The following is an 18,887-nucleotide window of genomic DNA, read 5'->3' on the forward strand; positions in this document are numbered from 1 at the left end:
GGCCGCAGCCACACACGCAAAGATGACAGGCGTTTGACAATCGGGGAAAATCCCGCGGTCGCATTGCCGCGCGGTCGCGCGTCTCAGGTGAAACCATTTTCCTGACCGGTTCGATCTGGTATTGCTCTGCCATGCGAGACGATACCCGATACCGCGATCTTCCCACCACCGATTGGCCCGTTGCCCGGTCCGACGACCTGCTGGACGCGTTGCAGGCAGATTACTTGCCCGATCTGGATCATGTCGACATGCGCGGCCTGTTGGTCGATCCGCGGCTGGGCCGGGTGGCGCTGGTGTCATCGTTCGGCGCGGAAAGCGCGGTGCTGTTGCATTACGTGACGCAGGTCTTTCCCGACATTCCGGTCCTGTTCATCGACACCGGCACCCATTTCCCCGAAACGCTGGAGTATCGTGACCGGCTTGCCGCGCGGCTGAAGTTGAACCTGGTCAACCTGCGCCCCGACCCGTCGCTGATCGCCGGGGAAGATCCCGCAGGCGACCTGGCGCGGCGCGATCCCAACATGTGCTGTACCCTGCGCAAGACCTTTCCGCTGGCCGATGCGCTGGAGGGCTTCGATACGTGGATCTCGGGGCGCAAGCGATACCAGGGTCAGACCCGCGCCGCCCTCCCGGCGCTGGAGCGCGATGGCGGTCACGTCAAGGTGAACCCGCTGGTGTTCTGGTCGCCCGACGAGATCGCCGCCTATTTCCGCAAGCATGAGTTGCCGCGCCATCCGCTCGTCGACAAGGGATATGTCTCGATCGGATGCGCCCCCTGCACCCGGCCGGTCCGGGCCGGCGAGGACCTGCGCGCGGGCCGCTGGGCGGATAACCCTGACAAGACAGAATGCGGTATCCACCTTGGGCCGGACGGGCGGTTCGTGCGCGGATGGGCAAGGCGGGATTGACCGTTTTTCGTTTCGCTGCACGCCGCGATCGAAAAGGGTATTTTTACCAAGAAGAAAACAGGGGTTGGGACAGAGGCGGGACAGGAGCGCGAGTCTGTCAGAGCCACCGCGCCGGCCCTCATACCCCCAGATAACGGTCTGCCAGATCCTGGGTCACATCCGCCATCGGCCCGGCCCAGGCGGTGCGCCCCTTTTCCAGGATGACCGCGCGGTCGGCGACCTGGGCCAGTTCCTTGAGCGACTTGTCGACGACCAGGATCGAGAGCCCGGTTTCATCCTTCAGCCGGTGGATCGCTGCCCAGATCTCGGCCCGGATCAGGGGGGCGAGGCCCTCTGTCGCCTCGTCGAGGATCAGCAGGCGGGGATTGGTCATCAGCGCGCGCCCGATCGCCAGCATCTGCTGTTCGCCGCCCGAGAGCGAGCCGGCGCGCTGGGCCCGCCTTTCGCCCAGCCGCGGAAACAGCGCGGTGACGCGGGCCATGTCCCAAGGACCCGGCCTTGCGGCGGCGATCAGGTTTTCCTCCACGCTGAGGGGGGCAAAGACGCGCCGCCCCTCGGGGACCAGCCCCAGCCCCAGCCGGGCGGCGCGGTGGGGCGGCAGCCCGGCAAGGGCGTGCCCGTCAAAGCGGATGGCGCCGTCCCGGTGGGGCAGAAGCCGCGTCAAGGTGCGGATCGTCGTGGTCTTTCCCATGCCGTTGCGGCCCATCAGGGCCAGGACTTCGCCCTCGGCCAGGGTCAGATCGACGCCGAACAGCGCCTGTGAATGCCCGTAAAAGGCGGTGATGCCCTCCATGGTGAGCAGCGTCATGGCAGCCGCTCCTCGCCCAGATAGGCGGTCTGGACCTGGTCGTCGGCGCGGATCTGGTCCACCGTGCCGCTGGCGATGATCCGGCCCGCGACCAGCACGCTGATCCGGTCGGCCAGCCGGAATACCGCGTCCATGTCATGTTCGACCAGCAGGATCGGGGCTTCGTGGCGCAAGTCGTCCAGCAGCACCGTCATCTCGCGCGCGCCGTCCGGGCCCATGCCCGCCATCGGTTCGTCAAGCACGAAGGCGCGGGGGCGCTGGGCCAGCGCCATCGCCAGTTCCAGCCGCCGCCGCTGGCCATGGGCCAGGTCGCCCGCAGGGATGGCGCGGCAGGGCGCAAGGCCGACGCGGTCGATCTGGGCCGTTGCGGTCTCGGTCAGGGACCGGTCCGACAGGGCGCGGCGGAGAAAGCGGTAGCTGCCGCCCCGCGCCCCCTGGACCGCCAGCACAACGTTCTGCAGCACGGTCAGGTCGGGGGCGACCGCCGAGACCTGGAAGCTGCGGGCAAGCCCCGCGCGGGCGCGGGCGGCGACATCCTGGCCGGTCACGTCCTGCCCGTTCATCCGGACCTGCCCCGCATCGGGGGACAGGCTGCCGGCGATCAGCCCGATCAGGGTCGATTTGCCCGCCCCGTTGGGCCCGATCAGGGCGTGGATCTCGCCCGCGCGCAGGGTCAGCGAGACGCCGTCCGTGGCCTTCAGCGCGCCGAAGGCGATATGCAACTCGCGGACCTCCAGCACCGGTTCAGTCATGGGCCACCTCGCGGCCGGCCAGCGTGCCGATCAGCCCGCCACGGGCAAACAGCACGATACCCAGCAGGATCAGTCCGAGGAAGAATTGCCAATGCTCGCTGATGCCACCCAGCAGGTGTTCCAGAAGGATGTAAAGCGCTGCGCCCGCCACAGGTCCGAACAGCCGCCCGACCCCGCCCAGGATCACCAGCACCATGATCTCGCCCGAGGTGTGCCAGCTGAGCATCGAGGGCGAGACGAAGCGGTTGAGATCGGCGTAAAGCGCACCCGCCAGCGCCGTAACAGCGCCCGAGAGGACAAAGGCGGTGAGTTTCAGCGAATAGGGACGGATGCCCAGGGCAGCCACCCGCGCGGGCGCCTGCCGAGCCCCGGCCAGTGCCAGCCCGAAGGGCGAGGCGCCCAGCCGATGGGCCAGCAGAAGCGCCAGCAGAAGCACCGCGTAGGCGAGGGCGAAGAATTGCAGCGGGTCCAGCGTGTTCAGCCCCGGAAAGCCGTTGCGCACGTAGATCGCGATCCCGTCCTCGCCGCCGTAGGCGGGCCAGGAGATCGCGAAGTAATACAGCATCTGGCCGAAGGCGAGCGTGATCATGATGAAATAGACCCCGCTGGTGCGTAGTGACAGCGCCCCGATGGCCAGCGCCCCCAACGCCCCCGCGATCACCGCGCCCAGCCAGATCAGCGGCATCGACTTGGTGCCGGCAAGCTCGATAGGCCATGTCATCAGCGGCTCATAGGCCTGCACCGGGGCGGCCAGCACCGCCATCATGTAGCCGCCGATGCCGAAGAACGCCGCGTGGCCCAGCGAGACCATGCCGCCCAGACCCAGCGCGATGTTCAGCCCCACACCGGCCAGGGCGAGGATCGCAACCTTGGTGGCCAGCGTGACGATGAACGGTTCGTCCATCGCCTGCGCCGTGAGCGGTACCGCCAGCAGCAGAAGGATGATGACGAGGTTGATCAGGGGTTCGCGCCGCATCTTACACCCGCCCGTACAGGCCGCCGGGGCGGATCACCAGGATCGCCGCCATCAGGATGTAGATCAGCATCGAGGCCAGCGCCGCGCCGATGGACGTGGCCTCGGACGGGGGCAGAAAGGTGCCGAAGGCCGCGGGCAGCAGGAACCGGCCCAGCGTGTCGGTCAGCCCCACCAGGATCGCGCCCACCAGCGCCCCCTTGATCGACCCGATCCCGCCGATCACGATCACCACGAAGGCGAGGATCAGCACGGGTTCGCCCATGCCGACCTGTACCGATTGCAGCGCGCCGACCAGCGCCCCGGCCAGTCCCGCCAGCGCCGCGCCAAGGGCGAAAACGATGGTGTAGAGCCGCGAGATATCGACGCCGAGGGCGGCGATCATCTCGCGATCCGCCTCGCCCGCGCGGATGCGAACGCCCAGCCGGGTTGCCCCGATCAGCCAGAACAGGCCCGCCGCCACCGCCAGCCCGATGCCGATCAGCACAAGGCGGTACAGCGGATACTCGATCCCCCCGGGCAGGGTGATCGGCCCGGCCAGCGCGGCGGGAATGTCGAGATACAGCGGAAAAGAGCCGAACAGCCAGCGCGTGCCCTCGGAAAACACCAGGATCAGGGCGAAGGTGGCCAGTACCTGGTCCAGGTGGTCGCGCGCGTACAGCCGGCGGATCACCGTCAGTTCCACGATGGCACCCGCGGCGGCGGCGGCGGCCAGGCTGGCCGCGAGGCCAAGCCAGAAACTGCCCGTGGCTGCCGCAACGCCTGCGCAGGCAAAGGCGCCGACCATGTAAAGCGACCCGTGCGCGAGGTTGATCAGTCCCATCACGCCGAATACCAGCGTCAGCCCCGCCGCCATCAGGAACAGCATGACGCCGTATTGCAGGCCGTTCAGGGCCTGCTCGATCAAGAGCATCGCGGACAAGGGGGGACTCCTTGGAGGCGCGGGCGGGTCAGGGCCGCCCGCGCGGGGGGCTTACATCTTGCACTCGCCCTCATAGGCGTTGCCGCGATCCTCCATCGCGGTGCCCACGATGCGGTTGGTCAGGATGTCGCCGTCGCGGACCACTTCGCGCACGTAGAGATCCTGCACCGGGTGGTTGCTGGGGCCGAAGGCGAACTTGCCGCGGACCGAATCGAAATCGGCCTCTTTCAGCGCGGCGCGGAAGGCGTCGGCATCCGCGACGCTGGCCTTGGCCATGGCCGAGAGCAGCAGGTTCGCCGTGTCATAGCCGTAAGAGGCATAGACCGATGGCAGGCGGCCATATTCGGCGCTGAACGTCTCGACAAAGGTGGCGTTGGCGGCGTTGTCCAGGTCGGGCGACCAGTTGGCCCCGTTCAGTACGCCGAGAGCGGAATCGCCCATCGCCTGGATGATCGATTGGTCAAAGGAAAACGCCGGGCCGATCAGCGGCAGGCCGACGCCGGAATCGGCATATTGCTTGACGAAGGAAATCCCCATGCCGCCGGGCAGGAAGATGAACACGCCATCGGCGCCAGAGGCGCGGATCTGGGCGATCTCGCCCGCGTAATCGGTCTGGCCCAGCTTGGTATAGACCTCGCCCACGACCTCGCCCTCGTAGAACCGTTTGAACCCGGTAAGAGAGTCCTTACCCGCCGGGTAGTTCGGCGCCATGATGAAGGCCTTGGTGATGCCGGCGGTGGCGGCATAGGCGCCCGCAGCCTCGTGCAAATTGTCGTTCTGGTAGCTGACCGAGAAATAATTGGGGTTGCACCCCTTGCCCGCCAGCGCCGAGGGCGCGGCGTTGGTGGAGAGGTAGAACTTGCCCTGGGCGGTTGCCGCCGGCACCACGGCCATGGCCAGGTTGGACCACACGATGCCGGTCAGCACATCGACCTTGTCGGACTGGATCATCTTGTCGGCCAGTTGCACCGCGATATCCGGCTTGCGCTGGTCGTCCTCGATCACGACCTCCAGGTCGGGGTTGTTCGCCTGCTTGACCGCCAGCATGAACCCGTCGCGGGTGTCGAGCCCGAGGCTCGCGCCGCCGCCCGACAGGGTGGTGATCATGCCGACCTTGACCGGTTCGGCCAGGGCGGCCCCGGCTGTGACAAGCGCCGCGGCGGCGGCCAGAAGGGTTTTCGTCGCGTTCATCTCTACACTCCCCAGATGCGTTGTTCTTGCCGCCCGGCCGGGCGGATTGCCAGCGGCATGCTATGCCGCGCATGCGGCGGGTCGCAAGCGGGGAGTGTTGCGGGACGTAGATTGCCAGAAGGGTGACGTTTGGCGGGATGAGCCGCGCCTACCACCCGCCTTGGTCCGGGCGACCAGCCCGGGCCGCGCCCGACCCTCCCCACGGGAGGGCGCATTGCAGCGTTGCAAATCGCGACAAGCAGAGGAAGGCTTGCAACATAAAGCAAGCAGATCAGGCCGGACAAAGCGCCCTCCCAAGGTCGGACGCGGCCCTTCTCAAGTCGATCGAATGGGCGACTAGTCCCCATCCCACCGGCCCAATGCCGCCTCGTCCGCATCCTTCGCGGCGACCCAGTCCTCGGCGCCCTCGCGGTATTCCTTCTTCCAGAAGGGCGCGCGGGATTTCAGGTAGTCCATCAGGAATTCCGCCGCGGCAAAGGCGTCGGCGCGGTGGCGGGCGGCGGTGGCGACCATCATGATCGCCTCGCCCGGCACCATGGGGCCGTGGCGGTGGATCACAAGGCAATCGGCAAGCGCCCAGCGGTCCATCGCCTGGCCTGCGATCTTTTCCAGCGCGCGTTCGGTCATGCCGGGGTAATGCTCGATCTCCATCCGTGTCAGGCTGTCGTCGCCGCGCACCACGCCGGTAAAGGTCACGATGGCCCCGGCCTGGGTATGCCCCTCGGCAAAGGCCCCGGCCTCGGCGCCGAAATCGAAGGGGGCGGCTTGCACGCGGATGTCCATGGGCTCAGCCCCCGGTCATCGGCGGGAAGAACGCCACCTCGCGCGCGCCCGCCAGCGGGGCGTCGAAATCGGTCAGGTCCTGGTCCACGGCAACGCGCAGGGCCGAGAGGTCGGAAAACGCCAGCGCATAGCGCTCTTCGCGGGCCTTCAGTTCCTCGACCAGGTCGGCCACGGTCGCGGCCTGCGTCTCGATCCGCTCTTTCGGCAGGCCGATGCGTTCGCGCACCCAGGCGAAGTAGAGCACATCGATCATGTCGCCTTCTCCTCGCGCAGGAAGGGCCAGGCCTTGATGAAGTAATCCGCCCCGGTGATCAGCGTCAGCACCGCCGCGACGGCCAACAGCCCACTGCCCAGCATCGCCACGGCCCCCGAGGCCACCAGGCCCTGGGCCAGCAGCACGGTCAGGGCCACCATCTGGACGGTGGTCTTCCACTTGGCCAGTTTCGTCACCTTCAGCTTGCCCGCATCGGCGCCCAGGAATTCCCGCAGACCCGAAACGAACACCTCGCGGAACACGATCACCCCGGCGGACACGGCCAGCACCGGGTTGAACCCGATCTGCGCGACCACCGCGACCAGCGCGATCAGCACCATGGCCTTGTCCGCGATCGGGTCCACCATCGCGCCGAACCGGCTGGTCTGGTTGAACTTGCGCGCGATATATCCGTCCACCCAGTCGGTGGCCGAGGCACCGACGAACACCGCCAGCGCCACCGCATGGGCCGTGGTCCCGTCCCAGATGACGTAGATCAGCGGGAACAGCAGCGCCAGGATCAGGCGCGCGACCGACAGGATATTGGGGATCGTCCATCTCATGGGGGCGTCATAGCGCGTCAGCCGCGCTCATGGAAGAAGCCGTAGATGGTTTCGGCCAGGCTGTCGGAAATGCCGTCCACGGCCTTCAGATCCGCCAGCCCCGCGCGGGATACCGCCTTGGCGCTGCCGAAATGGGTCAGCAGGGCGCGTTTGCGGGTGGCGCCGACGCCGGGGATCTCGTCCAGCGGCGTGGCGCCGACCGCCTTGGCCCGTTTCGCGCGGTGGGTGCCGATGGCAAAGCGGTGCGCCTCGTCCCGCAGGCGCTGGATGAAATAAAGCACGGGATCGGTGTGGCGCAGGGCAAAGGGGCGCTGACCGGGGCGGTGAAATTCCTCTTTCCCGGCATCGCGGTCGATGCCCTTGGCCACGCCGACGATGGGGATGTCCGTAACCCCCAGATCGCCCATGATCTGCGCCACGGCCCCAACCTGCCCCGCGCCGCCGTCGATCAGCAGCAGGTCCGGCCATGTGTCGCCCTGGCGGTCCGGGTCTTCTTTCAGCAGGCGCTTGAACCGGCGGGTCAGCACCTCTTTCATCATGCCGAAATCGTCGCCCGGCGTCAGGTCGTCGCCGCGGATGTTGAACTTGCGGTACTGGCTTTTGACGAACCCCTCTGGCCCCGCCACCACCATGGCGCCGACAGCGTTGGTGCCCTGGATGTGGGAGTTGTCGTAGATTTCCACCCGGTTCGGCGGGGCCTCCAGCCCAAAGGCTTCGGCCAGCCCTTTCAGCAATTTGCCCTGCGCCGCACTCTCGGCCATCTTGCGGCCCAGGCTTTCCTTGGCGTTGCGCAGGGCGCCTGCCACCAGCTCCGTCTTTTCGCCGCGCTGGGGAAAGGCGATCTCCACCTTGCGGCCCGCGCGTTCGGACAGGGCGGCTGCCATCAGTTCCCGATCCTCGATGTCGTGGGAGGTCAGGATCAGGCGGGGCGGCTCCTTGTTCTCGTAGAACTGGCCAAGAAAGCCCTGCAGCACCTCCTCGGGCCCCGCACCGGCCCCTGTGCGCGGGTAGTAGTCCCGGTTGCCCCAGTTCTGGTTGGCGCGGATGAAGAAGACCTGCACGCAGGCCTGCCCGCCCTCCATGTGCAGGGCCACGATATCGGCCTCGGCCACGCCGCGCGGGTTGATGCCCTGCACCGATTGCACTTGGGTCAGCGCCCGGATGCGGTCGCGCAGGGCGGCGGCACGTTCGAATTCCAGCGCCTCCGATGCGGCCTCCATCTCGGCGGCCAGCGCCTCTTGCACGCCGGTGGACTTGCCTTGCAGGAAGCGTTCGGCATCGCGCACAGCGGCGGCATAATCCGCCGCGCTGATCTTGCCCACGCAGGGGCCGCTGCACCGCTTTATCTGGTACAGCAGGCAGGGCCGCGTGCGGCTGTCGAACATGGAATCCGAGCAGTTGCGCAGCAGGAATACCTTTTGCAACTGGTTCAGCGTCCGGTTCACCGCGCCCGCGCTGGCAAACGGGCCGAAATAGGCGCCCTTGCGGGTCTTGGCGCCGCGATGCTTGGTGATCTGGGGAAAGGCGTGGTCCCTGGTGATCAGGATGTTCGGAAAGCTTTTGTCGTCGCGCAGCAGCACGTTGTAGCGCGGCTTGAGTTGCTTGATGAGGTTCTGTTCCAGAAGCAGCGCCTCGGTTTCCGTGCGCGTGGTCAGGAACATCATCGAGGCGGTTTCGGAAATCATCCGCGCGATACGGGGGGAATGCCCCGAGGGCTTGGCGTAATTCGCGACCCGCTTCTTCAGGCTCTTGGCCTTGCCGACGTACAGAACCCGGCTTTCGGCATCCAGCATCCGGTACACGCCGGGCGAGTTGTCCAGCGTCGCCAGATAGGACTGGATACAGGCATGGCCAGTGGGATGCTCGGCGGTATTGTCGGCGGGGGGCTGGGTCATCGCGCGCAGGTCATGATTCCGCCGCGGGCTGCATCACATGCGACGGATGGGCAAGCGGAAACCTGTCCACGAATTCTGTGGATAAGTCTGACGATAACTTGGGGGAGCAGGGAATTTTTCATTTGATCCTGACGTGTTCCTTGCTTTGCCTAAAATTTAGGCCATCATGTAAGTAGCTGTTTTGGATTGATAAAAAAATAGTGGTAGTCAACTGTCTGAAATTTCTAAAGAATGGCTGAAGGTTTTGTGACTGACTTGTCCTTGGTGGAAAACTTGCGGCACCTGATCGACGCGGGCCTATTCCACACCCAGGACATCGGGGGTCTGCCAGCCCAGGTGCTGGCCCCCGTCCACGCTGATCATCTGCCCTGTGACGGCGGGGGCAGCCAGCAGGTAATCCAGCGCTGCGCAGATATCCTCTGCATGCGCGCCACGGCCCAGAACGGTCGCCGCGCGCTGGCGGGTGAAATGATCCTCGGACTGTCGGCCGCCGCGCAAGGTGGGGCCCGGCCCGATCGCATTGACCCGGATGCCCGGTGCCAGTGCCTGGGCCGCGGTCCGGGTAAAGGCCCATAACCCCATCTTGGCGATGGTATAGGTCATGAATTCGGGTGTGGGTTTGAGAACCCGCTGATCGATCATGTTCACCACCAGCCCGGTTGCGCGCGGTTCGCCGTTTTCGTCGGCTTCAGCGCCGGGCGCCTGGGCGGCGAAGGCTTGCGTCAGCACGAAAGGCGCGCGCAGGTTGGACCCGATATGCCGGTGCCAGCTATCGCGGGTGGCGCTATGGATCGTGTCATATTCGAAGATCGAGGCATTGTTGACCAGCACCGTCAACGGCCCGCCAAGGGCTGCGGCCGCGCGCGGGACCAGGTCAGCGGCCTGTTCCTCGTCCAGCAAGTCGGCGCCAAGCGCCACGGCCTGCCTGCCCATTGCCCGCAACTCGGCTACCACCTTGTCGGCATCCGTGGTGCCGCTGGCATAGTGAACAGCCACGTCGATCCCCTGTTTGCCCAGGTGCAGCGCCATCGCGCGGCCCAGTCTCCGCGCCCCCCCGGTGACCAATGCGCGTTTCGTCATGTCAGAAGAACCCCCAGATAGCCCGCATATCCCGCAAGAAAGGCCGCGCCCCAGGCCCTGTTCAAAGGCCAGCGGAAAAAGACGAAGGGCGCCAGCAGCGCCGAGGCTGCAAGCATCACCCACAGATCGAGGCGCAGTATTTCGGGCGGAACCGGGATGTCGCCCACCACGCCGGCAATGCCGATGATGGCAAGCAGGTTGAACATGTTCGACCCGATCACGTTACCTAGCACGACATCCGCCTGCCGGCGCAGCGCGGCCATGACCGTGGTCGCCAGTTCCGGCAGTGAGGTGCCCACCGCGACCAGCGTCAGGCCGATCACGGTTTGCGAAATGCCGATCTCCGTGGCGATGTCGACCGCGCCATCGACGAGCAGATCGGCGCCCAGCGGCAGGCCCATCAGGCCAAGGGCGATGAACATTGCGATCTTGAACCAAGACAGGGTCGGGTCCACGCCCTCCAGCTCGGTCAGCGGGTCTTCTTCCGGGGCGAGCGTGTCGGCCTCGGCATTGTCACGCCGGTGTTTGCGCGCGGACAGGAAAGCGTCGAAAAGGATCAGGCAAAGGGCGAATAACAGCACCAGGCCATGCATCCAGGTCACGGGGCCGAGCAGGCAGACCATCAGAAACAGCAGGCTGGCCCCGATCATCATCAAGAAGGTACGCCGCGTGTCGCTGTCGCGGGTGTCCAGCCCCACGATCAGTGCCGGCAGGCCCAGCACCAGCAGCACGTTCGCCGTGTTGGAGCCCACCACGTTGCCCATCGCGATGCCCGGCGCGTTATCCAGCACCGCCTTGATCGCGATCAGCAATTCAGGCGCCGAGGTGCCGAAGGCCACGATGGTCAGGCTGACGATCAGCGCGGGTACGCCTAGCCGCAGCGACAGGTTCACCGCGCCTTTCACCAGGCTGTCACCGGCAAACAGCAGCAGGGAAAGGCCCAGCGCGACATAAAGGAGGTCCATCGCCATGAGCGATCAGCCCTTTTCGCAGGGGCACCGCCCCCGGCCGATGCGATGGCGCCCGCAATTGGGGCATTTTTCGGGGCGGCGGCGGTGCAGGGAAAGCGGGGGAGTGCCCGGCCGGGGTAGGCGCAGCCGTCCGAACATGGCCAGCACGGCCATGCCGATCAGGAAGACTGTGACGATCTTTATGATCATGACCTAAAGCCCGTAGCGCGCCCAGAGCGCGCGTGTTTCCAACTCGTCGGCAAGGGTCGCAACCGCCTGTCCGCCAAGTCGGGACAAAAGACCCTTGCGCGGGGCATGCAGTGAAAACCGGGTCTTGTCGCCAAAACGCGTTTTCATTGTCGGCACGAGGTGCCCGATACCATCGGCCAGCCCCAGATCGACGGCCTGCTGGCCGGTCCAGACATCGCCGGTGAACAGATCGGCATCCTGTTTCAGCTTTGCCCCGCGCCGGGCGCGGACATGGGCCTTGAACGTCTCGTGGATCGGCGTCTGAAGCGCCATCAGCCGTTCCACATCCTCGGGTTTCTCAGGCTGGAACGGATCCATGAAGCTCTTGCTTTCGCCGGCAGTATGCACGCGCCGCTCCACCCCCTGGCGGGTCAGCAACTCGTGGAAGCCGAAGCTGGCATAGATCACCCCGATCGAGCCGACCAGAGAGGCGGCGTCGGCATAGATCTCATCCGCCGCGCAAGCCAGCCAGTAGCCGCCCGAGGCCGCCACATCCTCGACGAAGGCGATCACGGGGGTTTCGGTTTCCTCTGACAGCCGGCGGATGCGGGCGGCGATCAGGGCGCTTTGCACCGGCGAGCCGCCCGGAGAGTTGAGCTGCAGCGCGACCGCGTCGGGCCTGGCCTTGCGAAAGGCCCGCTCGATGATCGGGGCCAGGGCCGCATCCGACAGGCCCGAGCCCGCCCGGGGATTGGCCACAATGGTTCCGGCCAGGCGAAGCACCGCCACATGCGGATCGGGTTTGACGAAAGGAAGCCAGCGTTTCATGGCAACGCATGTAGAGTGCCGGGCGCAGGCGAACAAGGCGGGCCGTGAAATGGCCGCGCCCTGTTGCGCCGCTGCCCTCAGGTCCGCCGCAGGTCCAGCGTGTAGGGGAAGGCCCGATTGACCCCGCGCCAGCCGGGCGTGGTGGCGCCGGCGCTGTGCCCGCCGGTCTCGAACCGGGCCAGGCGGCGGCCTTCGGCCTCCAGCGCGTTGATCGGGCGGGTTTCGTGGGCGCGGCCGCCCGGATGGGCGACATGGTAGGTGCAGCCGCCCTGCGACCGTCCCGCATGGCGGTCATACAGGTCGAAGACCAGCGGCCCATGGGCGGGGATCGTGGGGTGCATCGCCGACCAGGGCTGCCAAGCGCGGTAGCGGATGCCGGCGATGTGGCTGCCATCGGCCTGGGCCTGCAGCGGCACCGCCAGCCCGTTGCAGGTCAGGGTGAACCGGTCGGGGTCATGGCCGGTCAGTTTCACCTGCACCCGCTCTACCGAGCTGTCGACATAGCGCGCGGTCCCGCCCGCGCCGGCCTCTTCGCCCAGGGTCAGCCAGGGCTCGATCGCGTTGCGCAATTCGATATCGACGCCCGCGACCCGGGTCCGACCGACGATGGGGAAGCGGAATTCGCGCTGGGCCTGGAACCAGTCGGGCGCGAAGGCAAAGCCGTGGGCGCGCGAAAGATCCTCCAGCACCTGGCCGAAATCGGCCCAGACCGGGTCGGGCAACAGGAACCTGTCGTGCAGATCCGTGCCCCAGTCGCGCATCTCGCCGCGCCAGGGCGTGTCCCAGAACCACGCGATCAGCCCGCGCAGCACCAGCGCCTGCGCCAGGCTCATCTGCCAGTGGGGCGGCATCTCGAAGCCGCGGAATTCCACCAGTCCCAGCCGGCCGGTCGGGCCGTCGGGCGAAAACAGCTTGTCGATGCAGATTTCGGACCTGTGGGTGTTCCCGGTCATGTCGGTCAGAAGGTGCCGGAACAGCCGGTCCACCAGCCAGGGCGCGGCATGGCCCTGTCCGGCCAGCCGGTCCAGTTCCGACATCGCGATCTCCATCTCGTAGATCGCCTCTGGCCGGCCCTCGTCAAATCGCGGCGCCTGGCTGGTCGGGCCGATGAAGGTGCCCGAGAACAGGTAGGACAGCGAGGGATGCGCCTGCCAGTAGCGGATGATCGAGGCCAGCAGATCGGGGCGGCGCAGGAACGGGCTGTCAGACGGCGTCGCGCCGCCCACCACGATATGGTTGCCCCCGCCCGAGCCCACGATGCGCCCGTCCACCATGAAGCTGACGCTGTCCAGCCCGCATTGGCGGGCCTCCTCGTACAGGGCGGCGGTGATTTCTCGCAACGCGTCCCAGCCGTGGGCGGGGTGGATGTTGACCTCGATCACGCCGGGATCGGGGGTCACGCGGATCACGTTCACCCGCGGATCGCGCGGCGGCTCATACCCCTCGTTGCGGATCGGCAGGCCCAGTTCGGTCGCGGTTTCCTGCACCGCGTCCAGCAGGTCGAGATATTCCTCGACCGACCCGGTCGGCGGGTAGAACACATGCAGGATGCCGTCGCGCGGTTCCACCGTCAGGGCGGTGCGGATCGGCGTGCCCGGTTCCCAGACCTTCGCGCCGTCCGTCAGCCAGTCGCCGGACGGACCCGGCTTGTGCAACGCGGTGTCCGCGTCCCTCCGGTCGGCGGGCGCAGGCGCGGCGTCGCTGGCCGACTGGCGCACGGTCTGGGGCCGCAGGCTGCCCGCATCGGCCATCGGGTCGCGCTGGAAGGGGCGGGGGGCCTCGTCGCCGATCCAGTTGAGCGAGGCCAGCGGCAGCCGGAATCCCACCGGGCTGTCGCCGGGGATGGAAAACAGCCGCCCGCGCCGGGTTTCCCATTTCTCGGACGCCCAGCGATAGCGCCGGCCATCGCCCACGGCCTGCGCCTGGGCCAGTTGCAGCGGCAGCACATAGCCCGAGGGCGTGGTGAACCCGGTCGAGAACACGCGCGCCAGCCGGGCGCGTTCCTGCGGGTCGTCCAGCTTGCTGTCCTCGGGGGTGACATTGGCGGGCAACAGGGTTTCGCGGCCCAGGAATTCCATCGGGTCCTCGTAGACCGGCTGGGCGAATTCCGATGGCAGCCCCAGCTTTCCGGCCAGCGTCGCGCCAAAGGCCCGCGCGGCCTCGGCATCGGCGCCTTTCGCGCCCTCGGGGGCGATCAGGTCGGGTTCGGACCACAGCGGCGCCCCATCGCCGCGCCAGATCAGGGAATAGGCCCAGCGCGGCAATTGCTCGCCCGGGTACCACTTGCCCTGCCCGTGGTGCAGCACGCCATGGGGCGCAAACCGGGCCTGCAGGCGGCGGATCAGCGCGTCGGCCTTGTCGCGCTTGGTGGGGCCCACGGCCTCGACCGTCCATTCGCCGGCATCGCGGTCGGTGGCGGACACGAAGGTCGGCTCGCCGCCCATGGTCAGGCGCACGTCGCGGTCGGCCAGCGCCTTGTCAACGGCCTGGCCCGCGCGGTCGATTTCCGCCCATTGGGCGGGGGTCAGCGGGCGGGTGATGCGCGGCGGCTCTTTCAGGCGCATCACCTGCATGTCAAAGCCGAACGTGACCTCCGCCGGTTCATGCGCGCCGGTGATCGGTGCGGCGCTGCCCGGTTCCGGCGTGCAGGCCAGCGGGATATGCCCCTCGCCCGCGAACAGGCCCGAGGTCGGGTCCAGCCCGACCCAGCCCGCGCCGGGCAGGTAGACCTCGGTCCAGGCGTGCAGGTCGGTGAAATCGGCCTCGGGGCCAGAGGGGCCATCCACGGCCTTCTGGTCGGCGGCCAGCTGGATCAGGTAGCCGGACACGAACCGCGCGGCATAGCCGAATTCGCGCAGCATCGCCGCCAGCAGCCAGCCGGAGTCGCGGCATGACCCCAGCGCACGCTGGATGGTTTCGGTCGGCGTCTGCACGCCCGGTTCCATCCGCACCGTGTAGGCGATGGCCTGCTGCACATACTGGTTCAGCGCGACCATCCAGTCATTGGTGGACCCGGCCGGCTGCGGTGCCGCGGCGACGAAGGCGCGGAAGGTCTCGCTGTCGTCGATGCGCTTCAGATACGGGATCAGATCGTGGGCCAGCCCCGCATCGTAGGCAAAGGGCACCTCTTCGCAGCCCTCTTCGAGGAAGAAGTCGAACGGGTTGATCGCCACCATGTCGGCGACGACATCGACCGTGACCTCCAGCTTCTGCACCCGCTCGGGAAAGACCAGCCGCGCCTGCCAGTTGGCAAAGGCATCCTGTTGCCAGTTCATGAAATGCCCCGGCGGGTCGATCCTCAGGCTGTAGCTGCGGACTGGCGTGCGCGCATGCGGCGCGGGGCGCAGGCGCACGACATGGGGGGCAAGACCGACTGGGCGGTCATAGGCATAGGTTGTGCGATGGGTGAGGGCGATGGTGATGCTCATCGGTTCAAAGCCTGCCGATTCCTTGTGCAACCGGCGCAGGATCGCGCCAGTTGTGTTCAATCTATTCAGATCGCGGGCGAAAACGGCAGCGCCGATTGCGCGTATCTCGGGCTGGCGGCAGTCTGATAAGGCCCAAGAGGTGAAATAATGTTCGACGAAATGTACGATGGCGCGAAAACGCGCAGAGAATACAAGATCATCGAGGAATGGGTCGCGCGCCAGGGGATCGAGGCGCTGTTGACCAAGCGCGACGAGGCGGAATCCCTGTTCCGCCGCATCGGGATTACCTTTGCCGTTTATGGCGAGGGCGGCGATCCCGACAGGCTTATCCCCTTTGACATGGTGCCGCGGATCTTTGGCGCCTCGGAATGGGAGAGGATCGAGCGGGGTTCGATCCAGCGGGCCGATGCGCTGAACGCCTTCCTGCGCGACATCTACAGCGACCGCGAGATCATCAAGGCGGGCAAGGTGCCCGAGGCGATGATCACCGGCAACGAGGCCTATGAGCCGGTGGTCGCGGGCTATTGTCCGCCGCTGGGCATCTACTCCCATGTTGTGGGGGTCGATCTGGTGCGGGTCTCGGCCGACGAGATCTACGTGCTGGAGGACAATTGCCGCACGCCCTCGGGCATCTCCTACGTGCTGCAGAACCGCGAGGTGATGTCGCGGATGTTCCCCGAGCTGTTCCAGAGCAACATGATCCGTCCCGTCGACGGCTATGGCGACATGCTGGCCGAGGCGATGCAGGCAGTGGCCCCGCCCATGTGCGAGGGCGAGCCGACACTCGCCCTGCTGACGCCAGGTCACTACAACTCGGCCTATTTCGAGCATTCCTTTCTGGCCGACCAGATGGGGATCGAACTGGTCGAGGGGGGCGATCTGTTCGTCAAGGACAACCGGGTCTACATGCGCACCACCCAGGGGCCGGAACGGGTCGACGTGCTGTATCGCCGGATCGACGATGCCTTTCTCGACCCCAGGGCGTTCCGCCCCGACAGCATGCTGGGCGTGCCGGGCATCATCGACGCGATGAAGGCAGGCGGCGTGACCATCGTGAACGCCCCCGGCGCGGGCGTGGCCGATGATAAGGCGATCTATACATACGTGCCCGACATGATCCGGTTCTACCTGGGCGAAGAACCGATCCTGCCCAACGTGCCGACCTGGCGCTGTGCCGATGACGAGGATTACAAATACGTCATGGCGCACCTGCCGGAACTGGTGGTGAAAGAGGTGCATGGCTCGGGCGGGTACGGGATGCTGATCGGCCCGGCCGCGACGCAAGAGGAAATCGCCACCTACGCCAAGCGGATCGAGGCCGACCCCGACGGTTTCATCGCGCAGCCCACGCTGGCGCTCTCGACCGCGCCGGTGCTGACCGAACACGGGCTGGCGCCGCGGCATGTCGACCTGCGCCCCTTCGTGATCTCGGGCAAGACCACGCGGCTGATCCCCTCGGGGCTGACGCGGGTGGCCCTGCGCGAAGGGTCCCTGGTGGTCAATTCCAGCCAGGGCGGCGGCGTAAAGGATACCTGGGTTCTGAACGCGGAGGCTTCCGATGCTTAGCCGGACCGCCAACGGGCTGTTCTGGATGTCGCGCTATGTCGAGCGGATGGAAAACGTTGCCCGCCTGCTGGATGCGGGCCACAGGATGGAAAACCTGCCACAGCTTCAGGGGGCCAAATCCACCGAATGGCGGTCGATCGTGATCGCCTCGGGCTGTCGGACGACCTTTCCCCAGCCGTTGGAACAGGCCAGTCGGAACACCGTCCCGCACCATCTTGTGTTTGACGATGCCAATCCCTCGTCGATCCGCCAATGCGCTCGCGCCGCACGCGAGAATGCGCGCGCCATGCGCACCGCGCTGACCTCTGAGGTGTGGGATACGCTCAACCAGAGCTGGGCCGATCTTCGTCATCGCCGTCCCGAGGATACGCTGGGCGGGCGCGAGCTGACCGAGTTCCTGGATTGGGTTAAATCCCGTGGTGCACTGGTGCGCGGTCATATCGACGCGACGATTTTGCGTGACGAGGGATATGCCTTTATCGAGCTGGGCAAGTGGATCGAACGGGCCGATGCGACAGCGCGCATTCTCGATGTCAAATACCATGTCCTGCTGCCCAAAAGCAGCGATGTGGGCGGGGGCCTGGATTATCTGCAATGGCTCCAGGTTTTGCGCGCGGCCAATTCAGCGACCGCCTATCGCCATCTCTACCGCCGTACCATCGATCCCGAGGGGGTTGTCGACCTGTTGGTGCTGAATGCCCGCAGCCCGCGTTCGCTCGTGACCGGTGTGCAGGGGATTTGCGCGGCGCTTGTGGCGATCGGGGTCCATACCGGGGCACAGCGCGCCACCCATGCCCGCGCGGTGGCCCTGCGCGAGGATCTGCGCTCGACCGGGGTCGACGCGATCATCATGGCGGGGCTGCATGAATGGCTCACGGGCTTCATCTCGGAAATCAACGCCCTGGCGACAGAGCTCGGCGCGGCCTATGGCTTTGATGGGCACGAGGTGACGCCGGGCGAGTCGCTGCAATAGGCAAAGGTTGCGCCGACCCGCATTGCTTTCACTTGAACCGCGGTATTCTCCGGACATAGATGGAGCGTTCATCGCGGAGTCGGATCTGACCATGACCTATTGCCTTGCGCTGAAACTGACCGAGGGGCTGGTCTGCCTCTCCGACACGCGCACCAACGCGGGTGTCGACAATATCGCGAAATATCGCAAGACCTTCACCTGGTCGGTGCCCGGCGACCGCGCGATCGTGATGATGACCGCAGGCAACCTGGCGGTCACGCAGGCGGTGATGAGCCTCTTGCAGGAAAACATCGACCACCCCGAATCGGGAATCGAGACATTGTTCACCGCACCCTCGATGTTCCGCGTGGCCGAGATCGTGGGCGATGCGATGCGCGTTGTGCAAAACCGCTATGGGCCCGGACTGTCGGCAATGGGCGAAAGCGCGGTCAGTTCCATCATCCTTGCCGGTCAGCGCGCGGGTGGGAAGGGGCGGCTGTTCCACGTCTATTCAGCGGGCAATTTCATCGAGGCGACAGAGGATACGCCCTATTTCCAGATCGGCGAACACAAGTATGGCAAGCCGATCCTCGACCGGGTGATTACCCCCGAAACCCCGCTCGAAACCGGCATCACCGCCGCGTTGTTGTCGATGGATTCGACCCTGCGATCGAACCTGTCAGTGGGGATGCCGCTGGACCTGTCGGTGATCAAGGCCAGCGAGATCGGAATCGTGCATGAACGTCGCATCGAGGAAAACGATGCCAATTTCCTTCACCTGTCCGACAGCTGGTCTGCCGCCCTGCGCAGCGCCTTTGCCGATATGACCGGCATCCGGGTCTGAGC

Annotated in this window: 17 protein-coding genes; 4 read left to right on the forward strand and 13 right to left on the reverse strand. The window is 66.4% G+C overall.

What is annotated here, in order from left to right; all coding sequences use genetic code 11:
- Positions 1–131: 131 nt before the first annotated feature.
- Positions 132–908, forward strand: a complete 777-nt coding sequence (locus EV663_RS00465; RefSeq protein ID WP_243697835.1) for a phosphoadenylyl-sulfate reductase — start codon at positions 132–134, stop codon at positions 906–908.
- A gap of 118 nt (positions 909–1,026) precedes the next feature.
- On the opposite strand, the gene EV663_RS00470 is transcribed toward EV663_RS00465, so the two are convergent.
- The 13 genes from EV663_RS00470 to EV663_RS00535 form a co-directional block, all read right to left on the reverse strand.
- On the reverse strand, positions 1,027–1,716 hold the full coding sequence (locus tag EV663_RS00470) for an ABC transporter ATP-binding protein (RefSeq protein ID WP_132949804.1): 690 nt from the start codon (positions 1,714–1,716) through the stop codon (positions 1,027–1,029).
- A complete protein-coding gene (locus EV663_RS00475; protein WP_132949805.1) occupies positions 1,713–2,468 on the reverse strand; it encodes an ABC transporter ATP-binding protein in 756 nt (251 codons plus the stop codon). Before EV663_RS00475 ends, EV663_RS00470 begins: the two co-directional genes overlap by 4 nt.
- A complete protein-coding gene (locus EV663_RS00480) occupies positions 2,461–3,444 on the reverse strand; it encodes a branched-chain amino acid ABC transporter permease (protein WP_132949806.1) in 984 nt (327 codons plus the stop codon). Before EV663_RS00480 ends, EV663_RS00475 begins: the two co-directional genes overlap by 8 nt.
- Position 3,445: 1 nt before the next feature.
- Positions 3,446–4,354 carry a branched-chain amino acid ABC transporter permease gene (locus EV663_RS00485; RefSeq protein ID WP_425057111.1) on the reverse strand — a complete coding sequence of 303 codons (909 nt, stop codon included), beginning with the start codon at positions 4,352–4,354 and terminating at the stop codon, positions 3,446–3,448.
- A 60-nt stretch (positions 4,355–4,414) separates the two neighbouring features.
- On the reverse strand, positions 4,415–5,554 hold the full coding sequence (locus tag EV663_RS00490; protein ID WP_132949808.1) for an ABC transporter substrate-binding protein: 1,140 nt from the start codon (positions 5,552–5,554) through the stop codon (positions 4,415–4,417).
- 336 nt (positions 5,555–5,890) lie between these two features.
- Positions 5,891–6,337 carry a molybdenum cofactor biosynthesis protein MoaE gene (locus tag EV663_RS00495; protein ID WP_132949809.1) on the reverse strand — a complete coding sequence of 149 codons (447 nt, stop codon included), beginning with the start codon at positions 6,335–6,337 and terminating at the stop codon, positions 5,891–5,893.
- A gap of 4 nt (positions 6,338–6,341) precedes the next feature.
- Complete coding sequence (moaD, locus tag EV663_RS00500) at positions 6,342–6,590, reverse strand: molybdopterin converting factor subunit 1 (RefSeq protein WP_132949810.1); 249 nt, start codon at positions 6,588–6,590, stop codon at positions 6,342–6,344.
- On the reverse strand, positions 6,587–7,153 hold the full coding sequence (gene pgsA, locus EV663_RS00505; protein WP_132949811.1) for a CDP-diacylglycerol--glycerol-3-phosphate 3-phosphatidyltransferase: 567 nt from the start codon (positions 7,151–7,153) through the stop codon (positions 6,587–6,589). The genes moaD and pgsA overlap by 4 nt, the downstream gene beginning before the upstream one ends.
- Before the next feature lie 17 nt (positions 7,154–7,170).
- Positions 7,171–9,048: an excinuclease ABC subunit UvrC gene (gene uvrC, locus EV663_RS00510; RefSeq protein WP_132949812.1), complete on the reverse strand. Its 1,878-nt coding sequence runs from the start codon at positions 9,046–9,048 to the stop codon at positions 7,171–7,173.
- A 297-nt stretch (positions 9,049–9,345) separates the two neighbouring features.
- Entirely contained in the window at positions 9,346–10,128 is a 783-nt protein-coding gene (locus EV663_RS00515) for an SDR family oxidoreductase (RefSeq protein ID WP_132949813.1), read from the reverse strand.
- A complete protein-coding gene (locus tag EV663_RS00520) occupies positions 10,125–11,099 on the reverse strand; it encodes a calcium/sodium antiporter (protein ID WP_132949814.1) in 975 nt (324 codons plus the stop codon). The genes EV663_RS00515 and EV663_RS00520 overlap by 4 nt, the downstream gene beginning before the upstream one ends.
- 192 nt (positions 11,100–11,291) lie before the next feature.
- Entirely contained in the window at positions 11,292–12,095 is an 804-nt protein-coding gene (locus EV663_RS00530) for a S49 family peptidase (protein ID WP_132949816.1), read from the reverse strand.
- 77 nt (positions 12,096–12,172) lie between these two features.
- Entirely contained in the window at positions 12,173–15,523 is a 3,351-nt protein-coding gene (locus EV663_RS00535; RefSeq protein ID WP_132950386.1) for a transglutaminase family protein, read from the reverse strand.
- 147 nt (positions 15,524–15,670) lie between these two features.
- Here EV663_RS00535 and EV663_RS00540 point away from each other — a divergent pair, with 147 nt between their 5' ends.
- The 3 genes from EV663_RS00540 to EV663_RS00550 all read left to right on the forward strand — a co-directional run bounded on the left by EV663_RS00540 (position 15,671) and on the right by EV663_RS00550 (position 18,885).
- Complete coding sequence (locus EV663_RS00540; protein WP_132949817.1) at positions 15,671–17,089, forward strand: circularly permuted type 2 ATP-grasp protein; 1,419 nt, start codon at positions 15,671–15,673, stop codon at positions 17,087–17,089.
- Positions 17,082–18,062 carry an alpha-E domain-containing protein gene (locus tag EV663_RS00545; RefSeq protein ID WP_132949818.1) on the forward strand — a complete coding sequence of 327 codons (981 nt, stop codon included), beginning with the start codon at positions 17,082–17,084 and terminating at the stop codon, positions 18,060–18,062. Before EV663_RS00540 ends, EV663_RS00545 begins: the two co-directional genes overlap by 8 nt.
- Positions 18,063–18,153: 91 nt before the next feature.
- Positions 18,154–18,885, forward strand: coding sequence for a proteasome-type protease (locus EV663_RS00550; protein WP_132949819.1), 732 nt, complete (start codon positions 18,154–18,156; stop codon positions 18,883–18,885).
- Positions 18,886–18,887 lie beyond the last annotated feature (2 nt).

Source organism: Rhodovulum bhavnagarense, assembly GCF_004343505.1.
GTDB classification, from domain to species: domain Bacteria; phylum Pseudomonadota; class Alphaproteobacteria; order Rhodobacterales; family Rhodobacteraceae; genus Rhodovulum; species Rhodovulum bhavnagarense.

What these genes read in the sequence shown, in the direction of transcription:
- EV663_RS00465 (WP_243697835.1), top strand. Translation starts at nt 132, where the DNA reads ATGCGAGACGATACCCGATACCGCGATCTTCCCACCACCGATTGGCCC.
- EV663_RS00470 (WP_132949804.1), bottom strand. Translation starts at nt 1,716, where the DNA reads ATGACGCTGCTCACCATGGAGGGCATCACCGCCTTTTACGGGCATTCA.
- EV663_RS00475 (WP_132949805.1), bottom strand. Translation starts at nt 2,468, where the DNA reads ATGACTGAACCGGTGCTGGAGGTCCGCGAGTTGCATATCGCCTTCGGC.
- EV663_RS00480 (WP_132949806.1), bottom strand. Translation starts at nt 3,444, where the DNA reads ATGCGGCGCGAACCCCTGATCAACCTCGTCATCATCCTTCTGCTGCTG.
- EV663_RS00485 (WP_425057111.1), bottom strand. Translation starts at nt 4,354, where the DNA reads ATGCTCTTGATCGAGCAGGCCCTGAACGGCCTGCAATACGGCGTCATG.
- EV663_RS00490 (WP_132949808.1), bottom strand. Translation starts at nt 5,554, where the DNA reads ATGAACGCGACGAAAACCCTTCTGGCCGCCGCCGCGGCGCTTGTCACA.
- EV663_RS00495 (WP_132949809.1), bottom strand. Translation starts at nt 6,337, where the DNA reads ATGGACATCCGCGTGCAAGCCGCCCCCTTCGATTTCGGCGCCGAGGCC.
- moaD (WP_132949810.1), bottom strand. Translation starts at nt 6,590, where the DNA reads ATGATCGATGTGCTCTACTTCGCCTGGGTGCGCGAACGCATCGGCCTG.
- pgsA (WP_132949811.1), bottom strand. Translation starts at nt 7,153, where the DNA reads ATGAGATGGACGATCCCCAATATCCTGTCGGTCGCGCGCCTGATCCTG.
- uvrC (WP_132949812.1), bottom strand. Translation starts at nt 9,048, where the DNA reads ATGACCCAGCCCCCCGCCGACAATACCGCCGAGCATCCCACTGGCCAT.
- EV663_RS00515 (WP_132949813.1), bottom strand. Translation starts at nt 10,128, where the DNA reads ATGACGAAACGCGCATTGGTCACCGGGGGGGCGCGGAGACTGGGCCGC.
- EV663_RS00520 (WP_132949814.1), bottom strand. Translation starts at nt 11,099, where the DNA reads ATGGCGATGGACCTCCTTTATGTCGCGCTGGGCCTTTCCCTGCTGCTG.
- EV663_RS00530 (WP_132949816.1), bottom strand. Translation starts at nt 12,095, where the DNA reads ATGAAACGCTGGCTTCCTTTCGTCAAACCCGATCCGCATGTGGCGGTG.
- EV663_RS00535 (WP_132950386.1), bottom strand. Translation starts at nt 15,523, where the DNA reads ATGAGCATCACCATCGCCCTCACCCATCGCACAACCTATGCCTATGAC.
- EV663_RS00540 (WP_132949817.1), top strand. Translation starts at nt 15,671, where the DNA reads ATGTTCGACGAAATGTACGATGGCGCGAAAACGCGCAGAGAATACAAG.
- EV663_RS00545 (WP_132949818.1), top strand. Translation starts at nt 17,082, where the DNA reads ATGCTTAGCCGGACCGCCAACGGGCTGTTCTGGATGTCGCGCTATGTC.
- EV663_RS00550 (WP_132949819.1), top strand. Translation starts at nt 18,154, where the DNA reads ATGACCTATTGCCTTGCGCTGAAACTGACCGAGGGGCTGGTCTGCCTC.